Annotated in this window: 10 protein-coding genes; 1 reads left to right on the top strand and 9 read right to left on the bottom strand. The window is 41.2% G+C overall.

The features are described from left to right. Positions 1–2 precede the first annotated feature (2 nt). From cobI to AAGD37_RS03975, 9 genes are all read right to left on the bottom strand, one after another. Complete coding sequence (gene cobI / locus AAGD37_RS03935) at positions 3–719, bottom strand: precorrin-2 C(20)-methyltransferase (protein WP_341760231.1); 717 nt, start codon at positions 717–719, stop codon at positions 3–5. Beyond that, a complete protein-coding gene (cbiE, locus tag AAGD37_RS03940; protein WP_341760232.1) occupies positions 716–1,936 on the bottom strand; it encodes a precorrin-6y C5,15-methyltransferase (decarboxylating) subunit CbiE in 1,221 nt (406 codons plus the stop codon). Before cbiE ends, cobI begins: the two co-directional genes overlap by 4 nt. After that, positions 1,917–2,600: a precorrin-8X methylmutase gene (locus AAGD37_RS03945; protein ID WP_341760233.1), complete on the bottom strand. Its 684-nt coding sequence runs from the start codon at positions 2,598–2,600 to the stop codon at positions 1,917–1,919. Before AAGD37_RS03945 ends, cbiE begins: the two co-directional genes overlap by 20 nt. Further along, positions 2,593–3,651, bottom strand: coding sequence for a sirohydrochlorin chelatase (locus tag AAGD37_RS03950; protein ID WP_341760234.1), 1,059 nt, complete (start codon positions 3,649–3,651; stop codon positions 2,593–2,595). Before AAGD37_RS03950 ends, AAGD37_RS03945 begins: the two co-directional genes overlap by 8 nt. Positions 3,652–3,770: 119 nt before the next feature. Beyond that, positions 3,771–4,409: a cob(I)yrinic acid a,c-diamide adenosyltransferase gene (gene cobO / locus AAGD37_RS03955; RefSeq protein ID WP_341760235.1), complete on the bottom strand. Its 639-nt coding sequence runs from the start codon at positions 4,407–4,409 to the stop codon at positions 3,771–3,773. A 4-nt stretch (positions 4,410–4,413) separates the two neighbouring features. After that, positions 4,414–8,193: a cobaltochelatase subunit CobN gene (cobN, locus tag AAGD37_RS03960; RefSeq protein WP_341760236.1), complete on the bottom strand. Its 3,780-nt coding sequence runs from the start codon at positions 8,191–8,193 to the stop codon at positions 4,414–4,416. After that, a complete protein-coding gene (gene cobW, locus AAGD37_RS03965; RefSeq protein WP_341760237.1) occupies positions 8,193–9,206 on the bottom strand; it encodes a cobalamin biosynthesis protein CobW in 1,014 nt (337 codons plus the stop codon). Before cobW ends, cobN begins: the two co-directional genes overlap by 1 nt. A gap of 26 nt (positions 9,207–9,232) precedes the next feature. After that, positions 9,233–9,775, bottom strand: a complete 543-nt coding sequence (gene cobU / locus AAGD37_RS03970; protein WP_341760238.1) for a bifunctional adenosylcobinamide kinase/adenosylcobinamide-phosphate guanylyltransferase — start codon at positions 9,773–9,775, stop codon at positions 9,233–9,235. Between the two features lie 179 nt (positions 9,776–9,954). Next, positions 9,955–11,451: a cobyric acid synthase gene (locus AAGD37_RS03975; RefSeq protein ID WP_341760239.1), complete on the bottom strand. Its 1,497-nt coding sequence runs from the start codon at positions 11,449–11,451 to the stop codon at positions 9,955–9,957. Positions 11,452–11,625: 174 nt separating this feature from the next. Here AAGD37_RS03975 and ligA point away from each other — a divergent pair, with 174 nt between their 5' ends. Then, the gene (gene ligA / locus AAGD37_RS03980; RefSeq protein ID WP_341760240.1) at positions 11,626–13,782 is read left to right on the top strand and encodes an NAD-dependent DNA ligase LigA; all 2,157 of its coding nucleotides are present in this window, start codon (positions 11,626–11,628) and stop codon (positions 13,780–13,782) included. Positions 13,783–13,869 lie beyond the last annotated feature (87 nt).

The following is a 13,869-nucleotide window of genomic DNA, read 5'->3' on the forward strand; positions in this document are numbered from 1 at the left end:
AACTATTTGATCCACGCTTCCTCTCCTTTGTAAATCAAAATCATAGAAAAATAAGAAGCCTGTTTACCTAACATCAAGGAAAGAGGCAAAATTGTTTGCTTATCAAGAGATATTCTTTCAAGATATACTGCCTTTTCAAGGAGTCCTGCTGTAACAATCTTCTCATACATCCGTTCAAAATGCCGTCCGATCTTAATGATCGCAATAGCATCAGCGTGGTCCAGCGCCTGCTCCAATACTACATCATCAACAGGAGCGGGAATGATAATCAAGATATCATTACGAGCGGCTAAAGGCCTACCAAAATAAGCGCTTGAGGCCATAATTGATGAAATACCAGGCACAACCTGGCACGAATAACGAATCGCTAAACGATGATATAAATAAATAAAAGAACCATAAAAAAAGGGATCTCCTTCGCATATAATGGCCACATCATGACCTAAATCTAAATACGAAGAGATTTTTAAAGAAATCTGATCGTAAATACTTCTTGCTAAGAAGGAGTCAACGCGCACGGGTATAACAAAAGGAATTTCTACTTGCGTAGACAATAGATAGCGCGAAACAATCGAACGAGCAAAACTCTCCCCGCTGACACTATCCGGAGACGGATAAACAACTACATCTGAAGAAGTTAAAAGACGGTGAGCTTTCAGAGTGAGCAATTCTGGATCTCCTGGACCTACACCTAAGCCATAGAGTCTTCCTGTACTCACATCTTTCTCCAAGACTTCATCACAATCCATTGGGTCATGGGCATCGAAGAACGCCAACTACTGGAAGAACCAATAGGTTCGGCCTTTTGAATATTAATCCGACGCAACTCTCCACCAAAATCATGATATAGTGCTATCAATTTTTTTTCACTGTCTAAAGTAACCGTATTCGCAACGAGACGCCCACCAGGTCGCAAAGAACTCCAAGCCTTCTCAAACACACCTTCACTGGTTAATCCTCCCCCAATAAAAACAGAATCAGGAGTAGGCAGATCAGTCAATACGGATGGCGCTTTTCCTGAAACAATGCAAATCTTTTCTGTGCCCAAAGCAACGCAATTTTCTGATATCATTTGCAATCGCTTCTCTTTATATTCAATCGCATAGACGTGTGCATTGCTTGACGCACGAATCCATTCAATTCCTACTGAACCACAACCGGCACCGATATCCCACAAAATAGCGTTAGGATGAGGTGCCAACGCTGTCAATGTTGCCGTCCTCACCAGTTGCTTAGTTAATTGCCCATCATGTACAAAAGCATCATCGGGTAACCCAACAATTCTCGGATACCAGATGCTTCTATCGCTGACATGACATTCAACAGCCATTGTGTTAAGATCAGGAACATTTCTATTCCACGTCTCAGCTACTCCTTCAAATCGTTCTTCCTTCTCTCCTCCTAAAGCTGCTAGAACGGTTATTTTCGAACCTCCAAATCCATAATGAGTTAAAATATCACAGATTCGAGAAGGGCTTTGACCGTTTTCTGTTAAAATAAGCAACCGGGCACGGGGGGCAAGATAGGGAACAATTTGTCTGTCCGAGCGACCGTGAATAGTCAAGGTATCACAATCAGAAAGACTCCAACCCAATCGGCAAGCAGCCAACTGAAAAGCAGAAAGTTGCGGATAAAATCTTATTTCCTCTGACGTAATCGCTTGAGCAATTTGAACACCAATTGAATACCAAAGAGGATCACCAGTGACCAAAATAACCAGAGATTTTCCTCGATGTAACAAAATTTCTCTAATCATAGCTTCCAATGGTAATGACCAACATATCCGTTGCGCCTTAACAAAGGCTTTTGTCAAAAAATGATGACGCTTCCCACCAACAATAATATCAGCTTCTTTCATCTTTCTGATCGCCTCATACGACAACCCCGCGAGACCATCCTCACCAATACCAATAATATTAAGCCAAGGAGACGTCATTTATAATCTCCCTTTCTTGCGAGAGTGCGAGCGCATTCACCAAAGCCGAGGCCATTGCCGATCCGCCACGACGACCATGAACCGTTATAAAAGGAAGATCTGAAGAAAAACGACTAAGAAGCTGTTTTGACTGGACAGCACCAACAAATCCTACAGGAACACCTATAATAAGAGCTGGCATTGACGCACCCTTTTCTATGAGCTCGAGCAACCGAAAGAGTGCCGTGGGTGCGTTCCCTACAACAACTAAAGAACGAGACAATTTTTCTCTCCATAAATCAACAGCTGATGCTGAGCGCGTCTTACCAATGATATCAACGCAATTAGAAACTTGGGGATCATTAAGGGTACAGATCACCTGATTTGCAGCTGGTAAAGAACTTTCAATAATACCCGCACGAACCATCTCCACATCGCAAAATATTGAAGCTCCATCTCTTAGAGCTTCAATACCTTGCTCTGCTGCATTGGGTGAATAGTCCAGATCATCAACAATATCAATCATTCCACAAGAATGGATCAAACGAATCGCAAGGGCCTGCATTAATTTTGGAAACGCTGACAACTTTGCCTCACCACAAACAATTTCAACCGATCTTCGATAAATCTCATCAGGGTCTCGAATATAATCATATCGAGCGATTTGATATTCTAAATTAGGCATCGTTTTTCATAGAATGCGGTCCTAACGGATGATCCGCATAGCGATATATATGATTATGCTTATGCGATGGTGTCCAGGGCAAATCATTCTGTTGACAAAATTTTTTTTCATGACAGGAAGCATCACAGTCACCTTTGCAAGGACAATTATGTAGACTTCTCCCCATGCCTTCAACATGGCAATGGTAACTTTTCTGAACCAACCCTACGTCATCTTCAAAACCAAGAACAGGCTCACGATATTTACACATTTGGCAATTCATCACATTGTAGCCATATTCAACTTCATTTACACGGTCCACAAATGTATCTATAATAAGCGGATGATCACTGAGATAGTTTGCTTTTAAGAATTCAATATGAGGATTAATCTCAGCGACCATATCAGTGTAAGAAAAAATGCGCTTTACCAAGACACCAGTAAAAAGAAAGTAAGGAAAAATAATAATGCGCTTGTATCCAAGCTTTACTGCCTTTTCAAGAGCTGGCTCTACTAGAGGAAAGGTAACACCAGAATAACAAACTTCACCCCAGCCAAATCCCATTCCTTCCCACAACATACGCATCATTTTTGATACGTTAGAATTTGCATCAGGGTCCGATGTGCCACGACCAACCACCATCAGCAGAGTTTCGTAGCGGTTAATCCGATTATTAGAAGACACTAAAGTCTCTTCAATTCGTTCTCCTGCGGCACGGATCATTTTTAGATCAAGACCCAATTCACGCCCATACTTAATGGTCACATCAGGATGGTTTATTTGATAGGTATTAAGAACGCTTGGAATATCATTTTTAGTGTGACCAGCTGCAAACAACATCCCTGGGACAGCAACAATGTTGATACAGCCTTGTTCTCGTAATTGATCAAGCCCCTGATGAATAAGCGGATGAGCAAATTCAAGATAACCATATTCAACCGGCATATGATCAAAACGACCTTTTAAAATCTTTATAATCCTAGTGAATTCCTTCATTGCATTTTGATTCCGGCTCCCATGACCACAAATAATGACGCCCGTTTTTTTGGTATCTGATTGCGTTTTACTCATATCTTTTAACCCTCAATCTTTCCAAATCTCTTTGAATGATTTCATCACAGTCACTGCACTCTATCCTAAAAATCATCAAGAAATAAAACCGTCAAAGGCTTATATTGAATATTGAGTCCTCAAAACTCGATTCCTATCTGCGCCTTTACACCATCCCTGAACGGATGTTTCACCATCGTCATCTCTGTTACAAGATCCGCAAATTCAATGAGTTGATCCTTAGCGTTCCGTCCTGTGATAATAACATGTTTCATCTCAGGCTTGGATTTAAGAAATTCAATAACCTCATCAACCTGAACATAATCATAGCGCAATACAATGTTCAATTCATCGCACAAAACCAGATCAATATCTTCATCCATAATCATTGCCTTAGCCTGTTCCCAGCTTTGACAAGCAGATGTAATATCACGAATTCTGTCCTGAGTTTCCCAGGTAAAGCCTTCTCCCATGGCTGCCATGGTAACTTGCCCTCCCCAATTTTCAAGAATCAGTCGCTCACCACTATTCCATTTACCTTTAATGAATTGAACAATACCTACCTTCATACCATTTCCAAGCGCTCGAAAAACCATGCCAAATGCTGCTGTCGATTTTCCTTTACCTTTACCAGTATGAACAATCACAAGTCCCTTTTTACGAGTCTTAGTTGCAATAATTTGATCGTGAATAGCCTTTTTCCGTTTCATCTTTTTCGTATGACGCTGATTGAATTCCACTTCGTTCATCGAAGCAAGAGATTTAGACTTCTTTGACATGTTCTCATTCACATTCCACTCCTGACTGTTGAGAAGATTTATTATGGTTCAAGGTCAGTTTCTCAAGATCATGTCTGGCAGAATTAGATCTCGCTGTCCATAATCTGCGATCCATGGCTTCAAGAAATCGTTCGGCGATCTCCTGAAGGGCATGGGGATTCTTATCTGCCAAAAATTCTCTTACTGTCTCATCAGCAATAAATGCCTGATACACAGCATCAAAATGATAATCGCGAACTGCACCGGTGGTTGCAGAAAACGCGAACATATAATCAAAAGTAGCAGCGATTTCAAATGCACCTTTGTAACCATGGCGCATAACTCCATTGATCCATTTGGGATTAACGACTCGCGCCCGTACCACCCGGCTTATTTCTTCTTCCAATGTTCGAATTTTAGGCCTTTGTGGATAGGAATGGTCATTGTGATAGACAATTGGTCTATAACCTGAAATATGCTCGACAGCAGCCGTCATTCCTCCCTCAAATTGATAATAATCGTCAGAATCAAGAAGATCATGCTCGCGGTTATCCTGGTTCTGTATAACAGCCTGAATAGAAGTTAATCGGATACCGAATTGCTCACGATGCAATTTCCCATCAGACCTGAGTCCATAAGCATAACCTCCCCAAGCAAGATAAGCCTTGGCAAGATCACTACGATTCTCCCAACACTTGTGATCGATTAAAGCCTGCAATCCAACACCATAAGCACCTGGCTTTGATCCATAAACCCTGTATCCGGCTTGTAAGATTGCCTGTTCAGGATCACAACCATTATACTCAAGTTTCTGTGCCTCATTTTTTACTGCTGCGGCAATCGGGTTATCAGAAACTTCTTCTTCTAGCTCCGCAATGGCCCGAACAGCCCTATCAAAAAGTTCGATCTGAGTAGGAAAAGCATCTCGGAAAAAACCAGAAATCCGCAAGGTTACATCAACCCGAGAACGTCCTAATTCCGCTAACGTGATAACTTCAAAGCCAGTCACACGACGAGAGGCATGATCCCATAAGGGACGTGCACCAATCAATGCTAATGCCTGTGCAATATCATCACCGCCCGTTCGCATATTGGAAGTGCCCCATGCAGATAACCCGATAGACTTTGGCCATTCACCATAATCTTGACAATAACGCCGAATCAAAAGATCTGCCGATTTTTGACCAAGGTGCCAAGCAGCAGGTGTCGGTATGGAACGACTATCAACAGAATAAAAATTACGTCCGGTAGGTAAAACATCTATTTTTCCTCGAGTCGGGGCTCCAGAGGGACCTGGAGGAACAAAGTGACCAGATAAAGCACGTGAAAACTGAGTTATCTCAGATACACCACAGGCCTCTATCGAAGGCTTGATCTTTCTACGGATTTCATCTAAAACATCACAAGTGTGATACCAAGTAGAAGAAGGACTAATCTTGCCATCCACTAAAAGAGCTGCCAATAATTCAAGCCTTTCAACGGTATCACCGTAACTCCTCCATAAATCCTCACAGATATCCTGAAGTATTTGAGGTCGAGGTCCATCCCAAGCTTTTTCCATTTGACAATCGAGGGGATCAAAATTCAATCGACAATCTAAAGCCAAAGCACGATGAAGGCTATTGTTACCTCTTTCTCCATTATCTCTTGGTAATCTTGCCAGAGCAACTGTCAAGTCAGTTAATAAACGCCCTTCTGGTGCCTTGCCAAAGATATGTAATCCATCACGGATCTGCATTTCTTTAAGTTCGCAAAGGTAAGCATCCAGTTTCTCGAGTGCCTGGATTTCATCATCAGTTTTAGATACGCCTGAATCATAATCTAATCCGGTATTACTCATCAAATTAAGAATTTCGGTACGTAAATACATGAGACGACGAGGATCAAGATGCTTTGATTCATAATATTCATCAACCAGAGCTTCTAACTCTTTCAGTGGACCATAGCTTTCTGCACGTGTCAGAGGTGGTGTCAAATGATCAATAATCACCGCTGAAGAACGTCTTTTAGCTTGTGTTCCTTCTCCTGGATCATTAACAATGAACGGATAAAGATGAGGAGTTGCCCCCAATACTGCCTCTGGATAGCATTGATTATCTAAAGCCAATGCCTTCCCAGGCAACCACTCCATAGTTCCGTGTTTCCCCATATGAACAACAGCATGATTGCCAAAGCTGTAGCGTAGATAAAAATAAAAAGCAAAATAACTGTGAGGTGGGACGAGATCTGGTGAATGGTATGTCGAAACGGGGTCTATATTATAGCCCCGTGTAGGCTGAAGACCCACTACAAGGTTATCAAAACGAGCAAGAGTCAGAGCAATAGATTCTTGATCATCCAGATAGGCAGGATCAGACTCAGGTTCTCCCCATTGCTGTTTTACTTCATCTTGAATTTTAGGGGAAAGTTGCGCAAAGAATTTCTTGTAATCAAGAATAGAAAGACACTCACGAATTTCCCTCCCTCTCACTTCAGCATTGGTAGGACCGGCTTGAAGATATTCAACAAGTTCCTGACCAGTATCAGGAAAAGTTCCTATTTGATATCCCTGTCGCCGCAATACTTTTACAAGTTCTACTGTTCCTGCAGGAGTATCAAGTCCTACCCCGTTCGCCAGTCGGCCATCTTTGTTGGGATAATTAGCTAATATCAGAGAAAATCGACGCTCATGAGGGGTGCTTTGAGCTAACAAACACCAATTTTTAGCGAGATCAGCCACAAAATCCACCCGATTTTGAAGAGGTACATGGCGAACAATATTCGCTTGGACGGATAAAGCGTAATGGTCTGAATTTTTAAAGGCTATAGCACGTGACAACACGCGCCCATCTAACTCTGGCATTGCTACATTCATAGCAAGGTCACGGGGAGATAGGCCTTGATTTGAACCTTCCCAAACGTTCTGGCTACTACCAGACAAAACAGCCTGTAAAATAATTGCCCCCCCTTCTTCTAAAACAGTTTTTTGGTGAGAGCCAACAGATTGAGAGACACAAAACCCAGTTAGGTTGATCACAACAGAAGGAGATACTTTTTCAAAAAAAAATCTAACCGTCGCCTGCGATACTTCATCTTTAAGTGATGAAACAAAAACAGGAAGTGGGTTCATCTTTTTCTTTGTGAGAGCAGAGCATAAAGCATCAATTGGTTCTGTATTTCCAGCTTGAACTAGTGCCCGATAAAATATAATAGCAACTACTGGACTACCGGAACTCCAATCTTTTTGAATATCAGAAAGTAACGGTGCATTGATATCTGCCAACCATAATCCTGCTTTCAGCAACGGCTGCACGATAGGAAGCGGCAATGTCTCATCACAGATTAATGCTTTGACATAAAGAAGTGCCAGACGAGCGTTAATGATACCACCATGAATCCAGTAAGACCAAAGTGCTCTACGAATTTCAACGTTGACTGTCCCATAAGGTTCAAGCGATAAATCAGGTTTATCATCGCCTGGCAAAACAATCAATTTAATATTATTAGAACAGCAGGCTGATTGTATTTTCTCAAGCCCATACTGCCAATAGCTTTCCCCACCTAAACAACGAATAATCACACAAGACGATTGTACAATCGTTTGCTCACAATAAATATCAATAGAAAGAGGGTGAGAAAGGACCATCATATTCGCCACCCGTAAACTGAGATGATCACTATCATCTAGCACATCATGAGCCGCTGTTATGCAAGCTAGATCGCTATCGGCAGAAGATATGAAAACAACATCTGCAGGTTCTTGTTTAAGATCAATGGCGCCATCGGTATCTGATAGGCAATCTTTTTGAGAGAAAAGAAGATGCATTAAATCTCACCTAAAACCCCCTTAATTCCTTCTGTGATCTTTTCTACATCCATGTCACTATAGCCAATTATAACCAAGGAGGATTCTTGCCGTTCCATAAGACCCCAGTTTCGGTCAAAATAGGTATCAATACGCTGACCAACAGCCTGAACAACCAATCGCATCGGTTTTCCGACAACTGCTACAAACCCCTTTACCCGTAAAATATCATGACGAGCAATAATGAATGCTAACCCTGTCTTCAAGATCTCAATATCGAGAACTGTTCCACCGGAAATAACCAGATTTTTAAAATGATCGTGATCATGTTCATGAACATCTTGGTGATGAACGATATTAGTTACTATGTCCAAACCAAGCAAAACATCAGCTCCCGGAACACTATCCTTTCCCGCATGGATAAATTTTACAGGGGAGAGGGTTGCATCACGAACCGCAGTTTCGACAGCAACTACATGTTCACGACCAATAAGGTCCATTTTGTTAAGAATAATGAGGTCAGCGCTTATGATCTGGTCTTTAAACAACTCTTCAAGGGAGCTACTATGATCTATAATTTCAGTTTTTTTCTGACGATTATTGGAAAAACTTCCTTCAGCTATAGCTTCAGAATCGACCACTGTCACAACACCATCCAGTATCAACTGCTCCCTAATCTGTGGCCAATTGAAAGCATTCACTAAGGGCTGAGGCAAAGAAAGGCCAGATGTTTCAATAACAATATGATCAGGCAGTGGATCTCTTTCCATTAGCTTTGTTATTGTGGGGACAAAGTCTTCTGCAACGGTACAGCAGATGCATCCATTGGTTAACTCAACAATCTCATCTTTCTGACACGTCTTATCACCACAATCAGCCAAAATCTCACCATCAATCCCCAGATCACCAAATTCGTTGATGATAAGAGCAAGGCGTTTTCCGTTGGCAGTCGCCAATATTCTACGGATTAGCGTTGTTTTTCCTGCCCCTAGGAACCCTGTAATCACAGTTGCAGGAATTTTTTGAGCATCCATTAAGATCGACTCCTTTTAGAAATCATTTATTTCAATTTTTGTGGTAGGCCAGCAGTTAAAAACCAAACATGGTTTGCGATAGCGGCAATATCTTGATTCAGTTGTCCTGCATGATCCCTAAAATCTCGGGCCATTTTTGTCTCTGGCACGATCCCTTGTCCAACTTCATTGCTAACCAAAATAACCGAAAATTCGGCCGAAAGCACCAACAAATAATCTAACAAAAGCTGACAACTCTCGATTACATTTTTTCCTGCCATCACTAGATTAGTGAGCCAAAATGTAAGACAATCCACTACAATACAGTGCTCTTTATTAGCCATTTGGGAGATGATAGTTGGAAGATCAAGCCTTTCCTCAACTAATTGCCAATCTGGACCGCGATGAACCTGATGCAGAGCAATTCGATTCGCCATCTCATCATCAAGAGAATAACCAGTAGCAAGATAAACTTTCTGGCGACCACTGATTTTAGCTAGATTTTGAGCGAAAGAGCTCTTTCCAGATCGAGTCCCTCCCAAGACGAGAATAATACCCGGTAAGAAAGGAAATGGAATCTGATCAGACACTGGCAATAGGGTAAGATTTTGAATAATAAAATGATTGTTTCATTCACTAACAACTCGCTGAGAGTTAAAAGGAAGATCATATCTATGCTGCTTTAAACAGTAAACCGAAAAATCACTCGTATACCTTCGCATATTTAATGGGCATCAATAAATAAACTCATTGACGGATATCAAATTAATCAAACGGGAAGAATTTCGTTCATCTCCCAGATCTTTGCATCAATCCACAACTCTAGAAAATCAGCTAGCTCATCAAGAGTAGAATTTAAACTGTTACGATAGCTTTGACCTTTACTTTCAATACCAAGACTTAACAGGTATGATCGACGCCAATCATCAGAAGAAAAAAGCCCATGCAAATAACATCCTCTACATAGCCCATTTTGTGAGATAGCACCATCAGTCTTATTCCCAATAAGAATCATCGGTCGCTTTCTGTCCGGTCCTCTGGTCGATCCCATGTGGATTTCATATCCTTCGATACTTTTTTTTGTTGTCACATCAATAGCTTTAGTGTTCAAGACAACTTTGTTAGGTATTAGAACTGTGTCAACATCTAAAAGTCCCAACCCCTTTGCTTCCTTCTGAACTCCCTCTATTCTATAAGGATCTTTTACACTTCTTCCCATCATCTGGTAACCCCCGCAAAGACCCAAAACATAGCCACCTTGGCGTACGTGATTATGCAGGTTCCTCTCCCAACCGAGTGCCTTGAATTGTTCAAGATCAGAAATCGTTGATTTTGAACCTAATAAAATGACCAACCTTGCCCCTTTAGGCCATAAATCACCTGGTCTCACAAATACCAAGCGGAGATGAGGTTCTAGTTTTAAAGGATCCAAATCATCAAAGTTGGAGATTCTTGAAAGTACCGGCACAATCACTATCACCGTGCCATTTTGATTACTTGAAGCTCGTTCCAAAGCAAAAGAATCTTCAGCTGGTAGGTTGTTGGCACCAGAAAACCAAGGAATAATTCCAAAACACGGCCATCCTGTCAATTCTGAAATGTGATCAATTCCCTTATCAAAAACGCTGAGATCTCCACGAAATTTATTGATTAGATATCCGCACACCATCTTTCGATCCATGTTAGACAAAATTGTATGAGTCCCAACCAGAGATGCAATGACTCCTCCTCTATCAATATCACCGACTAAAATAACCGGTACATTTGCTTTAGTTGCAAATCCCATGTTGGCAATATCACCTACTCTTAGGTTTAGTTCAGCGGGAGATCCAGCACCTTCAACAATGACTAGATCTGCCTGTTCACACAAACGTCTATAGCTTTCCATCACAGCATTCATAAGATGAGGCTTGAGACTCTGATAATCTCTCCCATTAGCCGTCTTCCATAACTTACCATGCACAATAATCTGACTCCCTAGATCCGATTGAGGTTTGAGAAGGACAGGGTTCATATCCACATGCGATAATCTATGACATGCTAATGCCTGTAACCACTGAGCACGAGCGACTTCTCCACCACCGCCATCATCTAAAGGAATGTCAGCAACAGCTGCGTTATTAGACATATTTTGAGGTTTAAAAGGGAGCACAGACAGTCCTTTTCGGGTTGCTAGTCGGCATAAACCAGCAACAAGGACCGTTTTACCTACATCCGATCCAGTACCTTGAATCATAATTGATTTAGCTTTTCTTTTCTGAATCATAATTTCTCTAAAAGAATCAAATAAATTGCCATAAAACACATTATCCTTTTTTAACTAGATCTTTAGAGCACTTCTTAAAAAGAGGAACTATATAAAGTACAATCTTATTAAGATGGTGAGTCAAAAAATCTATCTTTTAAATTTTAAGTTAAGGTCAGAGTCAGGAATATTTTAGTGTTTTCTGTCAATCACAGTTGGGATGTCTCTAAGTTATCCGAAGAGTCAGCTATCATTGAGCTAGCTCGTCTTGCAAAAGAGATAAAGAAACATGATGTTCTTTACTATAGAGACAATGCCCCACAGGTAACAGATGCTGAATACGATAGATTAAGACAGCTTGATTTAGCCATTGGAGCCCGCTTCCCTCATCTTGTTCTCCCTCATTCCCCTAGCCAGAGGGTTGGAGTAACGATTCAAGATACATTTAAAAAAATCGTTCACGAAATACCAATGTTGTCATTGGATAACGCTTTTAATGACGATAATGTGTTTAATTTTTTAGCACGGATGAAGCGGTTTCTCAGTTTTTCAGAATCCAAGCAGTTAGTAATTGTTGCGGAACCCAAGATTGATGGTTTATCTTTGGCTCTGCGATATGAGAAAGGGAATCTGGTGTCTGCAGCAACGAGAGGTGATGGAATCATTGGCGAAGATGTAACAATGAATGCGAGAACCATTTCTGATATCCCTGAACATTTAGAAGGAAATAATGTGCCTGATATCTTTGAAGTTCGAGGAGAGGTGTATATCGGAAAAGCAGATTTCAAAAAGCTTAATGAACTCATGGGAGAAGAAGGAAAGCCTGGTTATGTGAATCCACGTAATACAGCATCCGGATCACTACGACAATTAGACTGGTCAATTACCGCAAGACGTCCATTAAAGTTTTTTGCTTATGCGTGGGGTGTACACACTAGTCTACCAAAGATGAGTCAGTATGAAATGGTACACTTATTTTCTGATTGGGGGTTTAAAATCAGTCCTTTCTTGAAATTATGTTACACAGCTGAAGATTTGATTGAACACTATAGATATCTTGCGAAGAAACGTGCGAAGATTGACTATGATATTGACGGTATTGTCTACAAAGTCGATGATCTCTGGCTTCAGAATAGGCTAGGATTCGCCTCTCGTAGTCCTCGTTGGGCAATTGCTCATAAATTTTCAGCTGAAAGAGCAATCACCACGCTAACTGATATTGAAATTCAAGTCAGTCGTACTGGAGCTCTATCCCCAATCGCTCGTCTGATGCCGATTACCGTGGGTGGTGTTGTTGTTTCTAATGCAACGCTTCATAATGAGGATTATATTTCTGGCATTGATTCCGACGGGGAGCGGATACGGGGAGGACGTGATCTTCGGATTGGTGATAGTGTTACTATCTATAGGGCCGGTGATGTCATTCCGAAAATTATGGACGTTGATTTATCTAAAAGAAGTCAAGACTCTCTTGTTTACAATTTCCCTAATACCTGTCCAGCTTGTGGGAGTCCTGCTGTGCGTGAAATCAATGCTAAGACAGGGAAACTCAATTCTATAAGGCGTTGTACTGGAGGTCTCATTTGTCCTGCACAGGCCATTGGAAAAATCAAACATTTCGTTTCTCGTAATGCATTTAATATCGATGGGTTCGGCGATAGGCAGGTTGAAGCGTTATTTAAATGGCAACTGATCGAAAACTCAGCTGATCTTTTCACTCTTGAGGAGAAAGATAAAGTTTCTCTGACGCCTTTAAAAAACCGAGAAGGATTTGGAGATTTAAGCGTCTCTAACCTTTTCTCTTCAATCAGAAGTGCAAAAAAAATCAATCTTCATCGATTCATATTTGCTCTTGGTATTCGCTATATTGGGGATCGCAATGCGAAATTATTGGCGCAGCAATATCGGACTCTAGAAGCTCTTTTGGAGACAGTCCGCGATGCTTCAACCTTTCATGGGGACGCGTGGGAAACATTATTAAGCATTGACGGTTTGGGAGAAATAGCCGCTTTCACCTTAGTTCAGTTTTTCAATGAACTGTATAATAGCCAGTTGATTGAGCGTCTTGTTCATGCGATTGATATTCATCCAGTCGAAACGTTTGATAACAAGGATACTGCATCTCTTTTGGGAAAAACTCTTGTATTTACAGGTTCCTTCAAGAAGATGACTCGCCATGAAGCGAAAGCGATGGCTGAGAAGGTCGGTGGAACCGTATCAGAATCGGTTTCTCTCAAAACTGATTTAGTTGTTGCTGGCTTCCGAGCTGGATCGAAGCTTAAGAAAGCAAAAAAGCTTGCCATTGACATTATCGATGAAAGAAAATGGTTCCAACTTTTGGGACAAGAATGAGCATTTTAATCAAGAATCAGCTCAACAATCTCGTACAATTCAAAATTCTTCTCTACTAGTGATGAATGACTTCTCAAGTTTTTCGAT

Origin of the sequence: Candidatus Endowatersipora endosymbiont of Watersipora subatra (assembly GCF_964026585.1) — a bacterium.
In the GTDB taxonomy this organism is placed as follows: Bacteria; Pseudomonadota; Alphaproteobacteria; order Rhizobiales; family Rhizobiaceae; genus Pseudahrensia.

Coding starts and splice junctions, on each gene's coding strand:
- cbiE (WP_341760232.1), bottom strand. CDS start 1,936: ATGACGTCTCCTTGGCTTAATATTATTGGTATTGGTGAGGATGGTCTC.
- AAGD37_RS03945 (WP_341760233.1), bottom strand. CDS start 2,600: ATGCCTAATTTAGAATATCAAATCGCTCGATATGATTATATTCGAGAC.
- AAGD37_RS03950 (WP_341760234.1), bottom strand. CDS start 3,651: ATGAGTAAAACGCAATCAGATACCAAAAAAACGGGCGTCATTATTTGT.
- cobO (WP_341760235.1), bottom strand. CDS start 4,409: ATGTCAAAGAAGTCTAAATCTCTTGCTTCGATGAACGAAGTGGAATTC.
- cobN (WP_341760236.1), bottom strand. CDS start 8,193: ATGCATCTTCTTTTCTCTCAAAAAGATTGCCTATCAGATACCGATGGC.
- cobW (WP_341760237.1), bottom strand. CDS start 9,206: ATGGATGCTCAAAAAATTCCTGCAACTGTGATTACAGGGTTCCTAGGG.
- AAGD37_RS03975 (WP_341760239.1), bottom strand. CDS start 11,451: ATGATTCAGAAAAGAAAAGCTAAATCAATTATGATTCAAGGTACTGGA.